The 16,923-nt window shown below is 62.3% G+C and carries 15 protein-coding genes; 8 read left to right on the top strand and 7 right to left on the bottom strand.

Annotated features, from left to right (window positions below):
• Window positions 1-2: 2 nt before the first annotated feature.
• Together ACUN0E_RS40315 and ACUN0E_RS40320 are read right to left on the bottom strand one after the other, a co-directional pair.
• Entirely contained in the window at window positions 3-1,028 is a 1,026-nt protein-coding gene (locus ACUN0E_RS40315) for a sulfate ABC transporter substrate-binding protein (protein ID WP_445570090.1), read from the bottom strand.
• A 181-nt stretch (window positions 1,029-1,209) separates the two neighbouring features.
• Window positions 1,210-1,812 carry an RBBP9/YdeN family alpha/beta hydrolase gene (locus tag ACUN0E_RS40320; protein ID WP_445570091.1) on the bottom strand — a complete coding sequence of 201 codons (603 nt, stop codon included), beginning with the start codon at window positions 1,810-1,812 and terminating at the stop codon, window positions 1,210-1,212.
• A gap of 371 nt (window positions 1,813-2,183) precedes the next feature.
• On the opposite strand from ACUN0E_RS40320, the gene ACUN0E_RS40325 reads away from it, so the two are divergent.
• The 6 genes from ACUN0E_RS40325 to ACUN0E_RS40350 all read left to right on the top strand — a co-directional run bounded on the left by ACUN0E_RS40325 (window position 2,184) and on the right by ACUN0E_RS40350 (window position 6,509).
• On the top strand, window positions 2,184-3,125 hold the full coding sequence (locus ACUN0E_RS40325) for a 2-hydroxyacid dehydrogenase (RefSeq protein ID WP_445570092.1): 942 nt from the start codon (window positions 2,184-2,186) through the stop codon (window positions 3,123-3,125).
• A gap of 255 nt (window positions 3,126-3,380) precedes the next feature.
• A complete protein-coding gene (locus ACUN0E_RS40330) occupies window positions 3,381-4,307 on the top strand; it encodes a hydroxymethylglutaryl-CoA lyase (RefSeq protein WP_408231623.1) in 927 nt (308 codons plus the stop codon).
• 43 nt (window positions 4,308-4,350) lie between these two features.
• The gene (locus ACUN0E_RS40335; RefSeq protein WP_445570093.1) at window positions 4,351-4,872 is read left to right on the top strand and encodes a YbaK/EbsC family protein; all 522 of its coding nucleotides are present in this window, start codon (window positions 4,351-4,353) and stop codon (window positions 4,870-4,872) included.
• A gap of 4 nt (window positions 4,873-4,876) precedes the next feature.
• Entirely contained in the window at window positions 4,877-5,122 is a 246-nt protein-coding gene (locus ACUN0E_RS40340) for a DUF1289 domain-containing protein (protein WP_445570094.1), read from the top strand.
• Window positions 5,119-5,592, top strand: coding sequence for a MaoC family dehydratase (locus ACUN0E_RS40345; protein WP_445570095.1), 474 nt, complete (start codon window positions 5,119-5,121; stop codon window positions 5,590-5,592). Before ACUN0E_RS40340 ends, ACUN0E_RS40345 begins: the two co-directional genes overlap by 4 nt.
• Entirely contained in the window at window positions 5,589-6,509 is a 921-nt protein-coding gene (locus tag ACUN0E_RS40350) for an MBL fold metallo-hydrolase (RefSeq protein ID WP_445570096.1), read from the top strand. The genes ACUN0E_RS40345 and ACUN0E_RS40350 overlap by 4 nt, the downstream gene beginning before the upstream one ends.
• A 337-nt stretch (window positions 6,510-6,846) precedes the next feature.
• On the opposite strand, the gene ACUN0E_RS40355 is transcribed toward ACUN0E_RS40350, so the two are convergent.
• Window positions 6,847-7,746: a DMT family transporter gene (locus tag ACUN0E_RS40355; RefSeq protein WP_445570097.1), complete on the bottom strand. Its 900-nt coding sequence runs from the start codon at window positions 7,744-7,746 to the stop codon at window positions 6,847-6,849.
• Between the two features lie 114 nt (window positions 7,747-7,860).
• On the opposite strand from ACUN0E_RS40355, the gene ACUN0E_RS40360 reads away from it, so the two are divergent.
• A complete protein-coding gene (locus ACUN0E_RS40360) occupies window positions 7,861-8,331 on the top strand; it encodes an Lrp/AsnC family transcriptional regulator (RefSeq protein WP_445570098.1) in 471 nt (156 codons plus the stop codon).
• Window positions 8,332-8,461: 130 nt separating this feature from the next.
• Here ACUN0E_RS40360 and ACUN0E_RS40365 read toward each other — a convergent pair whose 3' ends face one another.
• Window positions 8,462-9,352 (bottom strand): alpha/beta fold hydrolase, encoded by an 891-nt coding sequence (locus ACUN0E_RS40365; RefSeq protein WP_445570099.1) that lies wholly within the window; start codon window positions 9,350-9,352, stop codon window positions 8,462-8,464.
• A 311-nt stretch (window positions 9,353-9,663) separates the two neighbouring features.
• Here ACUN0E_RS40365 and ACUN0E_RS40370 point away from each other — a divergent pair, with 311 nt between their 5' ends.
• The gene (locus tag ACUN0E_RS40370; RefSeq protein WP_408231599.1) at window positions 9,664-10,623 is read left to right on the top strand and encodes an NAD(P)H-dependent flavin oxidoreductase; all 960 of its coding nucleotides are present in this window, start codon (window positions 9,664-9,666) and stop codon (window positions 10,621-10,623) included.
• A 74-nt stretch (window positions 10,624-10,697) separates the two neighbouring features.
• Here ACUN0E_RS40370 and ACUN0E_RS40375 read toward each other — a convergent pair whose 3' ends face one another.
• The 3 genes from ACUN0E_RS40375 to ACUN0E_RS40385 all read right to left on the bottom strand — a co-directional run bounded on the left by ACUN0E_RS40375 (window position 10,698) and on the right by ACUN0E_RS40385 (window position 16,714).
• Window positions 10,698-14,291 (bottom strand): methylmalonyl-CoA mutase family protein, encoded by a 3,594-nt coding sequence (locus tag ACUN0E_RS40375; protein ID WP_445570100.1) that lies wholly within the window; start codon window positions 14,289-14,291, stop codon window positions 10,698-10,700.
• Between the two features lie 184 nt (window positions 14,292-14,475).
• Window positions 14,476-15,420: a LysR family transcriptional regulator gene (locus ACUN0E_RS40380; RefSeq protein WP_408231593.1), complete on the bottom strand. Its 945-nt coding sequence runs from the start codon at window positions 15,418-15,420 to the stop codon at window positions 14,476-14,478.
• Between the two features lie 202 nt (window positions 15,421-15,622).
• Window positions 15,623-16,714, bottom strand: coding sequence for a porin (locus tag ACUN0E_RS40385; RefSeq protein WP_408231590.1), 1,092 nt, complete (start codon window positions 16,712-16,714; stop codon window positions 15,623-15,625).
• Window positions 16,715-16,923: the final 209 nt, after the last annotated feature.

Raw genomic sequence — 16,923 nt, forward strand, 5'->3', positions numbered from 1 at the left:
ATTTACTTCTTATCCACAATGATCTGATCGAACGTCCCGCCATCAGAGAAATGCGCTTGCTGCGCTTTCTGCCAGTTGCCGAACATCTCTTCAACGGTGAATGTCCTGATCGGTTTGAACTCCGCCGCATGCTTCGCGAGTACGTTCTTGTCACGCGGACGCAGATGATGCTCAGCAATGATTTCCTGCGCAGCCGGTGACCAGAGATAGTCGAGATACGCCTGCGCTTCCTTGCGCGTGCCACGCTTGTCGACCACCTTGTCGACGATCGACACCGGCGGCGCAGCCAGCAGGCTCACCGACGGATACACCGCTTCGAAATTGCCCGCGCCCACACCCGTGTCGATCAATGACACTTCGTTTTCGAACGTCACCAGCACGTCGCCAATCCCGCGCTGCGTAAACGTGGTCGTCGCGCCGCGGCCGCCCGTATCGAGCACCGGCACATTTTTGAAAATCGCCTTTTCGAAGTCGAGCGCCTGTGCATCGGTGCCGCCGTGTTGCTTGCGATAACCCCATGCCGCCAGATACGCGTAGCGGCCGTTACCCGACGTCTTCGGATTCGCGATCACCACTTGCACGCCAGGTTTGGCAAGGTCGTCCCAGTCCTTGATGTGCTTCGGATTACCCTTGCGCACGAGGAACACCATCGTCGTGGTGTACGGGGCGCTGTCGTCCGGCAAACGCGTGCGCCAGTTGGCGGGCACCAGTTGGCCCTTTTCGGCAAGCAGGTCGATGTCGTTCGGCTGGTTCATCGTCACGACGTCGGCCTGCAGTCCTTGCAATACCGACAGCGCCTGAGCGCTCGACGCACCATGCGACTGGCGAATCGACACAGTCTCGCCGCTCTTCTGCTTGTATGCCGTGATGAAGCCGGCGTTGATGTCCTTGTACAACTCGCGCGTCACGTCGTACGACACGTTGAGCAGCGACGTGTCCGCGTGCGCCGTCGAGATGCCGCCGAGCGCGAGCGTCATTGCCGTCACGCCGGCTGCGAACCAGCGCGATGTCCCCGTCTTGCCTGCCATCTTGTCCCCGCCTTTCGATGATAAAAATCTGTGGCCGCACAAACGTGCAGCGTGAAGCGGGATTCTAACGGATCGCTTACTTGTTCACTCGCGCTCAATTGGGCACTAGTTATGCATCTGATGACGCAATCACCTCATCCGCAATCGACACCCAAACGCCGGACGCAGCACTCACGCCCACTCAAACAAACGCGTGCTGTGCGACTTCGAACGTCTCCTCGCGAAAGCGCAGCGGCGCCGCGCAATGCACCAGCGTATCGACAAAATACTTGGCACGCGGCCACGGTCCGAATCCCGCCGCGGTATTGATGTGTCCCGCGTCGCCGAGATTGACGAATGCGCTGCCGAAACGCTGTGCGAGATCGCGCGAACCGGTGATCGGCATCCACGGGTCGGTTTCGCTGCCGATCAGAATCGACGGCACGCCGAGACGCCGTGCGTCGAATGGTCCGGCGAAGGCGAATTTCTCCGGGCTCGCAGGCGCGACGAACAGCACGCCGACCACATCGTTCGCATACGAGGCCTGCTGCAGCGCATACGCGGTCGCAAGGCAACCGAAGCTGTGAGCGGCCAGCACGAACGGCCCCCGTTCGCGTGCAATCAGATCGCGCAGCGACTTCGCCCAGAGGGCGACGTCCGGGGCGTCCCAGTCAGCCTGTTCGACGCGCAGCGAGCGCGCGAATTGCCGCTCGAGCCATGTTTGCCAGTGCGCGCCCTCGCTGCCGTGCAGGCCGGGAACGGTGACGAGCCGCGGCGGCCATGTCGATTTGGTGCATGAAAGCATGTCTGTCCCTCGCTGCCGGAATCCGGAAAATGATTGTCCCGCCGGGCGCCGCAAGGGTGAACCAAGTTTTTGTGCTTTGGTTATGGGGCGAATGCGCGGCCAGATCGCTTCGCCCCGCCGTGGTCGTAGCCGTGGCCCGCGGCTCGGTGCGAGCCAGGCCAGGGAACGTGGGCGGGCCAGAGGCTCAGGCCAAAACAGCACGCTCGTGCGCAAACGCACGCGATTCGCGTCGAAAAAGTAGAATGAAGCCTATCCATAAAAGGAGGAGGCCCCATGCCGCAAGCGTCGTCTGAAGCGCCACGGGCATTGCCGCCGTACTTTCGGGCCTTTCCCGCCATCAGACTCGACAACGCACGCGCCTTCCGGACCGTATGAAAATCCTCTTCTACATGCCGCATGCCGACGCCGCCGCGTGGCTTCACGATTTCGCCCGTGCGCTACCGGAAGCCGATCTGCGCGAATGGCAGACGGGCGACACCGAACCGGCCGACTTCGCGGTCGTTTGGCGGCCGCCACGTGAGATGCTGGCCGGCCGCGACGATCTGCGCGCGATCTTCAATCTCGGCGCAGGCGTCGATGCGATCCTCGCGCTCGAACACAAGCAACCCGGCACGCTGCCGCGCAACGCCCAGTTGATCAGGCTCGAAGACACCGGCATGGCGCCGCAAATGGCCGAATATGTGACGCATGCGGTGCTGCGCTACCTGCGCCGTTTCGACGAATACCAGACGCTGCAAGGCGAGCGCCGCTGGGAAGTGCTCGATCCGCATCCGCGCGAGACCTTCACTATCGGCGTGCTCGGTCTCGGCGTGCTCGGTGCGCATGTCGCACAAGCGGTGGCGGCGTTCGGCATGCCAGTGCGCGGGTATAGCCGCAGCGCGCGGCAAATCGACGGCATCACGACTTTCGCAGGCGTTGCGCAGCTCGATGCGTTCCTCGACGGCGTGAAAGTGCTGGTGAATTTGCTGCCGCATACGCCTGATACGGGCGACGTGCTGAACAAACACACCTTTTCGAAGCTCGCGAAGGGTGCGTATCTGATCAACGTCGCACGCGGCGGCCATCTGGTCGAACAGGATCTGCTCGAAGCGCTCGCAAGCGGCCAGCTCGCCGCCGCGACGCTGGACGTGTTCCGCGAAGAACCGTTGCCAGCCGATCATCTGTTCTGGCAGGAGCCGCGCATCACGATTACGCCACACGTGTCTGCGCTCACGTTGCGTGAAGAAAGCGTCGCGCAGGTCGCACGGAAAATGGCGGCGCTGATGCACGGCGAAACGGTGAGTGGCGTGGTCGATATTGAGCGTGGATACTGAGCGCGGAGACTGGACACATCTATCGAGCACGGATTTTGAACACTACCGCCGAAGTCAACTGAGCAACTGAAGGAGCGCCGCCACCCGCGGGCTCATTGCATGGGACCGGAGTAACGCGCTAAAGCGCAAACCCCGGTCGACAGCTTTGCATGGGACCGGAGTAACGCGCTAAAGCGCAAACTCCGGTCGACAGCTTTGCATGGGACCGGAGTAACGCGCTAAAGCGCAAACTCCGGTCGACACAGGAGACACATCATGGCATTGCCCCAACACGTCAAAATCGTCGAAGTCGGTCCGCGTGACGGACTGCAGAACGAGAAAGAATTTGTCCCCACCGCGATCAAGATCGAGTTGATCAACCGCTTGTCCGCAGCGGGTATCCGCAACGTCGAAGCCGCGTCGTTCGTATCGCCGAAATGGGTGCCGCAGATGGCCGACGGCGCCGACGTCATGGCCGGCATCGAGCGTCGCCCCGGCACGATCTACTCGGTGCTGACGCCGAATCTGCGCGGTTTCGAAGGCGCACTCGCCGCGCGCGCGGACGAGATCGTGATCTTCGGCGCCGCCAGCGAAGCGTTCTCGCAGAAGAACATCAATTGCAGCATCGCGGAAAGCATCGATCGATTCGCGCCGGTCGCGCAAGCGGCCAAGGAACACGGCCTGCGGATTCGCGGCAGCGTGTCGTGTGCGCTCGGGTGTCCGTATCAAGGCGAAGTGCCGGTGGCGTCGGTGGTCGATGTGGTCGAACGTTTCGCGGCCCTCGGCTGCGATGAGATCGATATCGCGGATACGATCGGCGTCGGCACGCCGAAACGCACACGTGAAGTGTTCGAAGCGGTCACCAAGGTATTCCCGCGTGAACGACTGTCGGGTCACTTCCACGACACCTACGGTCAGGCGCTAGCGAACATCTACGCCGCGTTGCAGGAGGGGATCGAGATTTATCACGCTTCAGTCGCGGGACTCGGCGGCTGCCCGTATGCGAAGGGCGCGACCGGCAACGTCGCGACCGAAGACGTGCTGTACCTGATGAACGGCCTCGGCATCGAAACCGGTATCGACCTCGCGCAAGTTGTCGCGATCGGCGATTTCATTTCGACGTCGATCGGCCGGCCGAACGTCTCGCGCGCCGGCAAGGCGTTGCTTGCCAAAGCACGCAGCGAACAGGCTAATTGCGTTTGATTGCCGCTACTCATTCCGCCAATCTTTGAGGACCTGAAAAACAATGACGGACCACGCCTCTCCCGATTCCGGCGATCTCGCCGCGTTGCCCGACTCCGCACGCCGCGTCGCACTGTTGTTGCGCGAACGCGGCCACGCGGGACGGATCGTGATGCTGCCGGAAACCGGTAAGACCTCCGCGGAAGCCGCGGCCGGTCTCGGCTGCTCGGTCGCGCAGATCGCCAAGTCGATCCTGTTTCGCCGCCGCGAAGACGACGCACCGGTACTGGTGATCGCAAGCGGTGCGAATCGCGTCGACGAAAAAAAGGTCGCGGCGCAAGTCGGCGAGATCGGCCGTGCGGATGCGAAGTTCGTCCGCGAGAAAACCGGTTATGCGATCGGCGGTGTGTGCCCGATCGGACACGCCACGGAACCGGTCACGCTGATCGATGCCGATCTGCTGGAACTCGACAGCCTGTGGGCCGCAGCAGGTCATCCGCATGCGGTGTTCAATCTGACGGCGCAGGAATTGATCGCGTTGACGGGTGCGCCGGTGATCGACGTGGCGTTGCGCGAGACGGTGTGAAGCCATGACAGCGGGCATCGATAACGAAGACGACGAGGCTGCCGTGCCATCACCCTGCATCAGCGTGTGCAAGATGGACGCTTCGACCGGTTGGTGCGAAGGCTGCTTGCGCACGATCGACGAAATCGCCGGCTGGTCTTCGTTCGACGACGACGCGAAGCGCGCGATCTGGGACGCGATCGAGGAACGCCACGCAGAGTTCATGGCAAAGCAGGCCAATCCGGCAAACCCGCCTGGGGCGCAACGATGAACGCAGCGCCGCGTATCGTGACGATCGGCGAGACGTTCAGTTCAACGCTGGAACTTTCGGCCGAATCGGTGAAATCGTTCGCCACGCTCGTCAACGACTTCAACCCGTTGCATCACGACGATGCATACGCCGCGCAAAGCCGCTTCGGCGGTTTGATCGCGTCGGGCACGCAACCCACCGCGTATTTCATGGCGCTCCTGGCAACGCATTTTTCGACCTACGCGCAACCGCTTGGCCTCGAGTTCGATATCAAGCTGAAGAAAGCCGTCCACGCGAACGATACGCTGACGATCACCTGGCGAGTGCGCGACGCTTACTGGAAGCCGAGTCTCAATGGCGATCTGACGCATCTCGAAGGGACCGTGGTGAATCAGCGCGGCGACACCATGTTAATCGGCACGTCGACGATCCTGGTGATGCCGAAACCGGAAACGTCGGCACATTCAAGCGCGGACACAAGCACACCATGATCACGCTACCTGAATCGATCCGGGTTTTCGAACGCGGCTGGCTGTCGTCGAACAACGTGCTGCTGGTCGACGACACGTGTGCCGCACTCGTCGATACCGGTTACGCGACGCACGCGCCGCAAACCCTCGCGCTGGTCAAGCAAACGCTCGGCGCGCGGCCACTCGATCTGATCGTCAACACACATCTGCATTCGGATCACTGCGGTGGCAACGCGCTATTGCAGTCGACCTGGCCATGCCGTACCGCAATTCCCGCCTCCGAAGCCGACGCGGTGCGCGAGTGGGACGAAGCCCGTCTGACGTTTCGCGCCACCGGCCAGCACTGCGAGCGCTTCACCTTCACCGGGACGATCGCGCCCGGCGCGCAACTGCGGCTCGGCGCGCTCGATTGGCAAGTGCTCGGCGCACCGGGCCACGATCCGCATTCGTTGATGCTGTATTGTCCGGACGAGCGCATTCTGATCAGCGCGGACGCGCTGTGGGAAAACGGCTTTGGCGTGATTTTTCCTGAACTGGAAGGTGAAAGCGGTTTCGCCGAAGAACAGGCGGTGCTCGAAGCCATTGTGAAGCTCGACGTGCGGCTCGTGATCCCCGGCCATGGCGCGCCCTTCACGAACGTCGAGCAGGCGCTTGAACGGGCGTTTTCGCGCGTCGCGTGGCTGCGCACCGATCCGGCGCGTAATGCGAAGAATGCGTTGAAGGTGTTGATCGTGTTCAAGCTGCTCGAAGTCCGCGAGATGCGCTTCGACACTTTGCTGCAGATGCTCGAGGATGCCGCCGTGATGCGCGCCGCCGCCGCAATGCTCAAGCCGCGTGCTGAATGGCCCACCTTGGTGCACACGATCGTCGAGGAGCTGGCGGCGAGAAACGGGCCATTGGAAATCGATGGCGAGCGCGTCGTAGCGCGCCCGGCGTGACATGCACGGGGCGGTGGCAAGCGGCGTACGACACACGAAAACACTAAAACCGTCGCCACAAAAAGAAAGCCGCTCGACTATCAAGGCGAGCGGCGGAAATTCTGTCGGACGTGATCAGCGTCGATGTGAATCATACGCGCGCCGGTTTTTTGACCGCATCAGTGATTTCCCTACAGAAGCTTGACGCCGCCTTGTAAACCCGCATACAGACCACGTTACGAAGCCCCGTAGTTGCGCAAGTTCGGCGTCATTGGTCCGTCTATATGAACAAAGCAGCGCTGCGGTTGCTCCGGAATCCATATTATCGGCGGCCGATCCATCGGCACCGCCCCTTGCATCAGGTCGAAGATAAACGTTTCTGGGGCACAATCCGCCAGCCGAGATTGACGCCGGCGGCCGCGACCAGAATCAGCACCGCACCGAGCACCTGAATCCACGCGAGCTTCTGCCCGAACGCAACCCGGTCAACAATGATCGCCACCACCGGGTAGATGAACGACAACGCGCCGGTCATCGAGGTCGGCAGCTTCTGGATCGCACCGTAGAGCAGCACGTACATGAGCCCGGTGTTGACGATCCCGAGCACGATCAGCTCGAGCCACTGCGCGCCGCTAGTCGGCAGCGCATCGAAGCGCGCGAACGGCGCCAGCATCACGACGCCGAGCGACACCTGGATCAGCGCAATCAGATGCGGCGGCGTGCCCTTCAGGCGCTTTGTGATGATCGATGAGACCGCATACATGGCCGCCGCGCCCACGGCATAGGCGACGCCGGCCAGATACTGCCCCGGCACCGCCAATACCGCGGGCTCGACCTTCACCACGAACACGAGACCAATAAACGCGACCACCAGCCAGGCCACCGTCGACGCGCTGATACGCTCGCGAAACACCAATGCGCCGAGCGCGACCAGCATGAACGGCTGCGTGTTGTAGACGGCAGTTGCCATTGAAATCGAAGCACGTGAATAGGCTGCGAACAGCAACACCCAGTTGATGACGATAGCCGCACCGCCGAGCAGGGCGAGGCCGAGCATCTTCCAGGAAAAGAGCTTGCGCCTGAACAGGCCGAGCACGGCGCATACGAGCGCCAGCGTCGCCCCGCCGAAAATGCAGCGAAAGAACACCACGTTGAACGGGCTCTGCTGCGACGACACCACCAGCCAGCCGATGGTGCCGGACATCAGCATGGCCATGGTCATTTCCGCCGCGCCGCGGCGAATTTCGTTTGACGCCATGATTCGATCCTCGAATTGATTCCTGCATGAGAAGCAGTGTAATTAATCCGATCGCCCGAATACATGGCTAAACTTAAGACTTCCTGCAAAGGAACCTAATAATCGAAGGCCATCATGACCAAACGCCTTGCCCCTGCCACACCTGCGACACTCGATGAAACCGACCGCGCGCTACTCGCCGCGCTCGCGGTCGACGCCCGTCAGCCGGTCAGCGAACTGGCCCGTCTGGTTGGCCTTTCGGCACCGAGTACGGCGGAACGCGTCCGAAGGCTCGAAGCGCAAGGTGTGATCGAGGGCTTCACCGTGCAGATCGATCCGCGCGCGCTCGGCTTCACGTTACAGGCAATCGTGCGCGTGAAGCCCTTGCCCGGGCAGTTGCATCTGGTGGAAGACGTGATCCGGCGAATTCCGGAGTTTGTCGAATGCGACAAGGTGACCGGCGACGATTGCTTCATCTGCCGCCTGGTTCTGCATTCGATCGAGCAACTCGACGAGATTCTGTCGAAGGTCACCGAGCGCGCGGAGACCAGCACCGCAATCGTCAAGTCGACGCCGGTCGCGCGCCGCTTGCCGCCGCTAGGCTGAGCGATACACGCGGCCGCGTCGCCTTCGCCTCACGCTCGAGCAAAACTGTGGCCGCATCGCGCGGTGAATGAAACGGCGGCCGAGTCGCGCATGGGCGAGCCGGCGGCCGCATTGCGTATGACCGAAGCCGCTACTGTTCGACCGCTTCGAAAAACGACAGCATTTCCGCGACCAGTTCGTCCGACGCCTCTTCGGGGATGTAGTGCCCGCACGGCAATGACCGCCCGCTCACGTCCCGCGCCACGTGACGCCATTCCGCCAGCGCGTCGAAGCACTTCTCGATCACACCCTTGTCGCCCCACAGCACGCGCAGCGGACAGCCGATCTTGTGGCCGCGCTCGATGTCGGCACGGTCGTGTTCGAGGTCGATGCTCGCCGACGCCCGGTAGTCCTCGCACATCGCATGCACCGCGCCGGGTTGCGCCAGCGCGCGGCGATAGGCGTCAAGCGCTTCGGGCGCGAACGGCGCCAGGCCCGCGTGACGGCTGCCCATTACCGCATCGACATACGCGGCCGGATTCGCGCCGATCAGCGTCTCCGGCAGCGGTTCGGGCTGGATCAGGAAGAACCAGTGGAAGTAATACGTCGCGAAGGCGCGGTCGGTGGCTTCGTACATCGCGAGCGTCGGCGCAATGTCGAGCAGCATCAGACGCTCGACGGCGTCGGCATGATCGAGCGCCATCCGGTGGGCGACCCGGGCGCCGCGATCATGTGCGCACACCAGGAAACGTTCGAAGCCGAAGTGGCGCATCACAGCGACCTGATCGGCCGCCATCGCGCGTTTGGAATACGGCGTGTGGTCAACGTCGCTCGGCGGTTTGCCCGAGGCGCCGTAGCCGCGCAAGTCGGTCGCGATGACGGTGAAGTGTTCGGCCAGTTGCGCCGCGCACCGTTGCCAGATCAGATGCGACTGCGGATGGCCGTGCAGCAACAGAAGGGGCGGCCCTGCCCCGCCCTTCACTCCGAAAATATCGACGTCGCCCACGGCGACACGAAAGGGCGTGAAATCCTCGAAGGCCATAGCGGGTCTCTTGTCGTTTGGGAGTCAAAGCATTGTAGAAGCGCAATGTGTCGACGCGGGGTGGGATAGCCCACGCAAGCGTAGAACCTGAACACTCCTTCCAACTGTTCTAAACGGACATGACGTGGCAGCTTCGCCTATAATCGAACGATCGTTCTTAAATTTTCGGACGACCTTGGCAGATGCGTGGTGGGATCGCGGCGGCAGCGCGATGCCGGTCAGCCTCGACGCACCACCGGCCATGTGCCGCTAAACTCACAATCGCCGGGCGCACTACATCGCACCGGTCCGTTCATCAGGAGACTCGCACCATGGCATTGCCCGCCGTCCTGCAAAAACTCGCACTGCCCGTCGTCGCTTCGCCGATGTTCATCGTCAGCTATCCCGAACTCGTGTTGGCTCAATGTAAGGCTGGCATCGTCGGCTCGTTCCCCGCGCTGAATGCTCGCCCGGCCGAACTGCTCGACGAATGGCTCACGCAGATTCAGGCACAGCTCGCCGAGCACAAGGCGGCCAACCCCGACGCGATCATCGGACCAATCGCCGTCAACCAGATCGTCCATCAGTCGAATACGCGGCTCGAGCACGACGTGCGGGTGTGCGTCGAACACAAGGTGCCGATTTTCATTACCAGCCTGCGCGCACCGGCGCGTGAAATCGTCGACGCGGTGCATAGCTACGGCGGCATCGTGCTGCACGACGTGATTAACCTTCGGCATGCGCAGAAGGCGCTGGAAGCGGGCGTCGATGGGCTGATCCTGGTGGCGTCGGGCGCCGGCGGCCATGCGGGCACGATTTCGCCGTTCGCGCTGGTTGGCGAAGTGCGGCGCATGTTCGACGGCCCGATCGTGCTGTCCGGCTCGATCGCCAACGGCGGTTCGATCCTCGCCGCGCAGGCGATGGGCGCGGACCTCGCCTACATGGGTACGCGTTTCATCGCGACCAAAGAAGCGCATGCGGTCGACAGCTACAAGCAGGCGATCGTCAATTCCACGGCGTCAGACATCATCTACACGAACCTGTTCACCGGCGTGCACGGCAACTACATCCGCGAAAGCATCCTGAACGCGGGGCTGGACCCCGAAGCGCTGCCGGAATCGGACAAGACGGCGATGAACTTCGGCAGCGACAAAGCAAAGGCGTGGAAAGACATCTGGGGCGCAGGCCAGGGCGTCGGCTTGATGGATGATGTGCCGAGTGTTGGCGAGCTGGTCGAGCGCCTGTCAAAGGAATATAACGACGCGAAAGCGCGTCTGGGGATCACGCGGTAAGGCCTTGCCCATGATCGGGTAACGGCATGCTGCGGCTCCGCCTGAAGCAACGCCGCAGCGCAGCAAGCAACGGCCTACATATTGCGGCGGTACTGTCCGCCTACTTCAAACAACGCGTGCGTGATTTGCCCAAGCGAGCAGACACGCACGACGTCCATCAGCACCGCGAACACGTTGTCATCGTCGATCACTGCGCGCTTCAAGCGCTCAAGCGCCGCGGGGGTGTCATCCCGGTGCCGCGCCTGAAAATCGCGTAGACGCTTCAACTGGCTTTGCTTTTCTTCGTCGGTGGAACGGGCCAGCGCGATCGGCTGCGGCGCTTCGTGCGGATGCGTGCTCAAAAACGTGTTCACGCCGACGATCGGATACGAGCCGTCATGCTTGCGATGCTCATACAGCATCGACTCGTCCTGAATGCGCCCGCGCTGGTAGCCGGTTTCCATCGCGCCGAGCACGCCGCCGCGCTCAGTGAGTCGATCGAATTCCGTCAGCACCGCTTCTTCCACCAGATCGGTCAGTTCCTCGATCACGAAGCTGCCCTGATTCGGATTCTGATTCTTCGCGAGGCCCCATTCGCGATTGATGATCAACTGGATCGCCACCGCTCGGCGCACAGAATCTTCAGTGGGCGTGGTGATCGCTTCGTCGAATGCGTTGGTGTGCAACGAATTGCAGTTGTCGTAGATCGCGATCAGCGCCTGCAGCGTGGTACGGATATCGTTGAAGTCGATTTCCTGCGCATGCAGGCTGCGGCCCGACGTTTGCACGTGGTACTTGAGTTTCTGGCTGCGCTCGTTCGCGTCATAGCGTTCGCGCATTGCAATCGCCCAGATGCGTCGCGCGACACGGCCGAGCACCGTGTACTCCGGGTCCATGCCGTTCGAAAAGAAGAACGACAGATTCGGTGCGAAATCGTCGATCGACATGCCGCGCGCGAGATAGGCCTCGACATACGTGAAGCCGTTCGCGAGCGTGTAGGCCAGTTGCGAGATCGGATTCGCGCCGGCCTCGGCGATGTGATAGCCGGAGATCGACACCGAATAGAAATTGCGCACGCCGTGATCGACAAAATACGCCTGAATATCGCCCATGACTTTCAGGCTGAACTCGGTCGAAAAGATGCACGTGTTCTGACCCTGGTCTTCCTTCAGGATGTCGGCTTGTACCGTGCCGCGCACATTTTCCAGCGCGGTACGGCGAGCGGCGGCGAGTTCGTCTTCTGTGAGCGGACGGCCTTGCTGCTGCGTCATGCGCGCGATCTGCTGATCGATCGCGACGTTGAAGAACATTGCGAGAATCGTCGGCGCCGGGCCGTTGATCGTCATCGATACCGACGTTTCAGGCGCGCATAGATCGAAGCCGTCGTAGAGCGTTTTCATGTCGTCGAGCGTTGCGACGGAGACGCCCGAGTTCCCCACCTTGCCGTAGATGTCCGGCCGCTCGTGCGGCTCTTCACCGTAGAGGGTGACCGAGTCGAACGCCGTCGAAAGACGTTTGGCCGGCATGCCTTCAGAGAGCAATTTGAAACGGCGGTTGCTGCGGAACGGATCGCCTTCGCCGGCAAACATCCGTGTCGGGTCTTCGTTTTCGCGGCGGAATGGGAACACACCGGCAGTGAACGGAAAGTAGCCGGGAAGATTGTCGAGCATCAGCCAGCGCAGGATTTCGCCGTGGTCGACGAATTTCGGTAGCGCGACTTTGCGGACCTCGGAACCGGATAGTGTCGTGACGGTGAGTGCCGTGCGGATTTCGCGGTCACGAATGCGGACGATATGTTCGTCGCCGGAATAGGCGGCCACGGTTTGCGGCCACGCTTCGAGCAGCTTGCGCTCGCGCTCGCCGAGGGCGGCGGTGCGTTGGGCGATGAGGGTGTCGAGTTGGGTTGGTGCGTGTTTCGCTGACTCTGTATCGGCTGCAGCAACAACGCCTGCAGCACCTTGACCTGCTGCCTTTGCAACCGCGCTTGCGTCTCCGTCGCCTGTTTTTAGGCCTGCGCTCGCACCTGCGTTCGCTTCGCCGAGCATCCGCCGCGTTTCGGTGAGTTGCCAGCGCTCACGGGCCACGCGTGCTTGCGCGTCGGCACGCTCGCGGTACGCGTGAACGGTCTGCGCAACGTCCGCCAGATAGCGCACGCGCGCCGGCGGCACGATGGCGTTGCGACCGCTCGAAAAGCGCAGATCGTTGAGCACCGGTAGACAGCCCCCGCCTGAACGCAGACCGTGCGTGCGCAGCGCCTCGACAACGCGCTGATAAAGCGCGGTCACGCCGTCGTCATTAAAGCGTGAGGCGATCGTGCCGAACACCGGCATCGCATCGGGCGCCTTCGCGAAGTCGCCTCGATTGCGCTGCACCTGCTTGGCCACGTCGCGCAACGCGTCCGGCGCACCTTTACGGTCGAACTTGTTGATCGCGACGAAGCTGGCAAAGTCGAGCATATCGATCTTTTCCAACTGGCTCGCGGCGCCGAATTCGGGCGTCATCACATACAGCGATTCGTCGACGAACGGCACGATCGCCGCATCGCCCTGCCCGATCCCGGACGTCTCGACAACGATCAGATCGAAGCCCGCGGCCTTGCACAGCGTGAGCACGTCAGACAATGAGTCGGTGATTTCACTCGATGCGTCGCGTGTTGCCATCGAACGCATGTAGACGCGCGCGCCGCCGCCCCAATTACCGATTGCGTTCATGCGAATGCGGTCGCCGAGCAACGCGCCACCGGATTTGCGGCGCGACGGGTCGATAGCCAGCACGGCGATGGTGAGGGCGTCGCCATAGTCGAGGCGAAAGCGGCGGATCAGCTCGTCGGTGAGTGAGGATTTACCCGCGCCGCCGGTGCCGGTGATGCCGAGGACCGGAACCTCGATCGCTTCTGCGAGGGTCGATAGTATTTCCTGCTCGGCCGATTTGACGCGGCCCGCTTCGTACGCGCTGATCAGTTGCGCAAGGCGGCGGAAAGTGAAGGCGGCAGGGTCTGGCTGTTCGGTGGTACTGGCGGTGTCGGCGGTGTCGGTGGTCTGATTGACATAGCCTGCCCCGGCCGCTTGCCTCGCCTTACCGGAAAGATCGCGCGCGTTAGCATGATCGTCGACACATGGCTCGACGTGCGACTCTGCGCGCGCCTCAAAACGCGGCAACCCATTCGCCGACAAATCGGCCACCCACTCGCCGACCGGACTCTCCCGTACGGCGGCAGCAGCACGCGCAACTTCAGCGCAGCGCGCAATCATGTCGTCGATCATGCCTTGCAGGCCGAGTCGCTGGCCGTCATGCGGCGAATAGATCTTCTCGACGCCGTAACGTTCGAGCTCGGCAATTTCTTCAGGAACGATCACACCGCCGCCGCCGCCAAACACCTTGATGCGCCCACCGCCACGCGCACGCAGCAGATCGACGAGATAGCGGAAGTATTCGTTGTGGCCGCCCTGGTAGCTCGACACGGCAACGCCATCGGCGTCTTCTTGCAGTGCAGCGGTGGCAACTTCATCGACCGAGCGGTTGTGGCCGAGGTGGATCACCTCTACGCCGCTCGCTTGCAGAATGCGCCGCATGATGTTGATCGACGCGTCATGGCCGTCGAACAACGCGGCGGCGGTGACAAAGCGCAGGCGCCGGCCTGCAGGCAGCTTGTGGCCGCCAGCGCGCTGCGGCGTGGACAGATCGGTCATGTCTCCCCCAGATCGTTACGCGTATGGGTGCTGGCAACCAGTATAGCTAAACGGGTGGGAGCGCTTCGACCGGCCTGGCTGTGCAACTTGGCGCGTCGGTACCCGGAGCGCATCGCTTGCTGCGTTAAGTGACTGAGCCGGCCGCACCGCTTGCCCCCTTGCCCGGCTGCGCTCCTCAGCTCGCCTACCGCACCGCCAGCGCCTTGATCTGTTCGAGCGAAGGCCAGAGCGATTCGTTCGCAAACCGGTCGGCCAGGAAGTCGACAAACGAGCGCACCTTGGCAGACAGATGCCGGCGGCTCGCGTAGACCACATGGATCGGTAACTCGCGCGGCGGCACGTCGTCCACTAGTAGCGGCACAAGGCGCCCCGCGGCCAGATCGTCGCCGATCACTTCGGTGCCGAGCATCGCGATGCCCGCGCCTTGCAGCACGATCACACGCTGCGCCTCCAGGTGATTGACGATCAGATTGCCGGACAGACGCACGCGCGGCGCGGCATCGCCGGTCGCGGATGCGGACGCGATTTCGAGCGCGGACACACCCGCGTACTGCAGATAGTTGTGGCGCGCCAGATCGGCAACGGTCTTCGGCGTGCCATGCCGGCGCAGATAGGCCGGCGACGCGCACAGCACCAGATGGGCGGTCGCAATCTGCCGCGCGATCAGCGAAGACGACTTCAGCCCGCTCGGCGAGGCCCGGATTGCGACGTCGAAACCTTCGTCGATCAGTTCGACCACGCGGTCCGACAGGGTCATGTCGACGGTGACCTGCGGATACTGCGCGGCGTAATCGGCCACCGCGGCCATCACGTGGCTCAAGCCGAATGCCGACAGCGACGACACCCGCAAGCGCCCTTGCGGCACGACGCTCGCCGCGCCGACCACCTGCTCGGCTTCTTCGAGTTCGGTGAGCACCTGGCTCAGGCGTTCGTAGTATTCGCGCCCCGCCTCGGTCGGCGCGACACGCCGCGTGGTGCGGTTCAGCAAACGCGCGCCGAGCTGTTGTTCGAGGTGCATCACGTGCTTGCTCGCCATGGCTGCGGACATCTCCATCCGTTCCGCCGCGCCGACAAAACTGCCGACTTCGACCACATGGCGGAATACTTTCATGCTGACGAGGGTATCCATGTCAATCACTCGCTTCAGGAATCAATCGACGTCATTTTGCCGGGTTTATCAAAAACTGGTCAGCAAATCGGGGAGAAGGGGGCGCCAGAAGCGACAAAGCCCACCTTCCGAAGAAGGTGGGCTTTGCAGGAGTTGCCGGTTTCGACAGAGTTGGCGTCACGCGGCCCTGCTCGCGGGCGCCGCTCGCCTCAAACCCAAACGCCTAGAACTTCGCGCGCAGGCCTACGCCGTACGTGTCGCCGCTCGACTGGCTGCTGATTTTGTCGTACATGTAAGCCGCATAGATATCCGTGCGCTTGGACAGCGGATAGTCGTAGCCGACCGAAGCCGTTTGACGGGTCTGGTTGAGGCCGCCGCCGTCGCGCGAATAGGCGTACGACGCCATCACCGAGCCCGGGCCGGCCGGAATCGTCACGCCGCCCTGCCCCGTATTCACGTGCCAGCTCGAAATGGTCTGCTGGTTATACGTGTACATGTACTGGCCATAGAACTTCACGAATTTCATGTCGTACGACACGCCGGCTTGCGCCACGCTCTGGCTCTTCAGCCCCGGAACGCCCGAGGTATCGAAGCTGCCCAGGTCGCCCGGCACGCTGTTGAAGTTCACGTACTGGTACACCGCGGTCGCCGCAAACGGGCCGTGGAAATACAGCACCTGGCCGCTCCACTTCTTCGAGCCGTTCTCACCCGCCGTGTTGCCGAGCGCGTACATCGCCGTCGCGGACAGGCCGTTGAAGTTCGGCGATGCGTACGACACTGCGTTGCTCCAGCCCGAATCGCCGGTCACACCCTGATCGGTCGAGTAGGTCGGGAACGTGCCGAGACCGAGATACGTATGAGCGATCATCGGCGAGAACACGTACGAGTCAACGAACGGGTTGAACAGAATCGTCGACACGAACAGCGGCGTGGTCAGACGGCCTGCCGTCACCGTGCCGTACGGCGATTCGATACCGACGTACGCGTTACGCGAGAACATCGTGTCGCCCGTGAAGCGGCCGTACTGGCCGTTCTGCGCGAGGAAGAAGCCTTCCAGCGCGAAGATCGCCTTGTAGCCGTTGCCCAGATCCTCTGCCCCCTTCAAACCCCAGTACGACGTCGACATGCCGCCGCCGGACACCTGGACGGCCGTCTTTCCGCCCGGGAATTTCTGCGCGCCGACCCATTCGTCGACCTGACCGTAGAGTTGCACGCTCGATTGCGCAAAAGCAGACGATGCACTGGCGGCCAGCAGGGCGGCACACGCGGTTGCCTTGAGGGTGGTCTTCAGCACACTGCTGATGCTTGTTTTCATGGGTTCTCCTGTCTTTGTCAAAAAGGTGTGGCTGTGCGAAAGGGGGAGCTCGCGCGAATTGTTGTTGTCCGTTCGATCATCGAGCCAATCTGGGCGGGACCATCTTTACGGACCATTTTTATGGACAAAAATATCGTGGGTTATTGCGGGTATAGCGGTCTGATTAGTTTTGTCACTTATCGGCCTGATAAAGCACCGGCCGCGTCAGT

It is taken from the genome of Paraburkholderia sp. D1E (assembly GCF_052682275.1).

Coding starts and splice junctions, on each gene's coding strand:
- ACUN0E_RS40315 (WP_445570090.1), bottom strand. CDS start 1,028: ATGGCAGGCAAGACGGGGACATCGCGCTGGTTCGCAGCCGGCGTGACG.
- ACUN0E_RS40320 (WP_445570091.1), bottom strand. CDS start 1,812: ATGCTTTCATGCACCAAATCGACATGGCCGCCGCGGCTCGTCACCGTT.
- ACUN0E_RS40325 (WP_445570092.1), top strand. CDS start 2,184: ATGAAAATCCTCTTCTACATGCCGCATGCCGACGCCGCCGCGTGGCTT.
- ACUN0E_RS40330 (WP_408231623.1), top strand. CDS start 3,381: ATGGCATTGCCCCAACACGTCAAAATCGTCGAAGTCGGTCCGCGTGAC.
- ACUN0E_RS40335 (WP_445570093.1), top strand. CDS start 4,351: ATGACGGACCACGCCTCTCCCGATTCCGGCGATCTCGCCGCGTTGCCC.
- ACUN0E_RS40340 (WP_445570094.1), top strand. CDS start 4,877: ATGACAGCGGGCATCGATAACGAAGACGACGAGGCTGCCGTGCCATCA.
- ACUN0E_RS40345 (WP_445570095.1), top strand. CDS start 5,119: ATGAACGCAGCGCCGCGTATCGTGACGATCGGCGAGACGTTCAGTTCA.
- ACUN0E_RS40350 (WP_445570096.1), top strand. CDS start 5,589: ATGATCACGCTACCTGAATCGATCCGGGTTTTCGAACGCGGCTGGCTG.
- ACUN0E_RS40355 (WP_445570097.1), bottom strand. CDS start 7,746: ATGGCGTCAAACGAAATTCGCCGCGGCGCGGCGGAAATGACCATGGCC.
- ACUN0E_RS40360 (WP_445570098.1), top strand. CDS start 7,861: ATGACCAAACGCCTTGCCCCTGCCACACCTGCGACACTCGATGAAACC.
- ACUN0E_RS40365 (WP_445570099.1), bottom strand. CDS start 9,352: ATGGCCTTCGAGGATTTCACGCCCTTTCGTGTCGCCGTGGGCGACGTC.
- ACUN0E_RS40370 (WP_408231599.1), top strand. CDS start 9,664: ATGGCATTGCCCGCCGTCCTGCAAAAACTCGCACTGCCCGTCGTCGCT.
- ACUN0E_RS40375 (WP_445570100.1), bottom strand. CDS start 14,291: ATGACCGATCTGTCCACGCCGCAGCGCGCTGGCGGCCACAAGCTGCCT.
- ACUN0E_RS40380 (WP_408231593.1), bottom strand. CDS start 15,420: ATGGATACCCTCGTCAGCATGAAAGTATTCCGCCATGTGGTCGAAGTC.
- ACUN0E_RS40385 (WP_408231590.1), bottom strand. CDS start 16,714: ATGAAAACAAGCATCAGCAGTGTGCTGAAGACCACCCTCAAGGCAACC.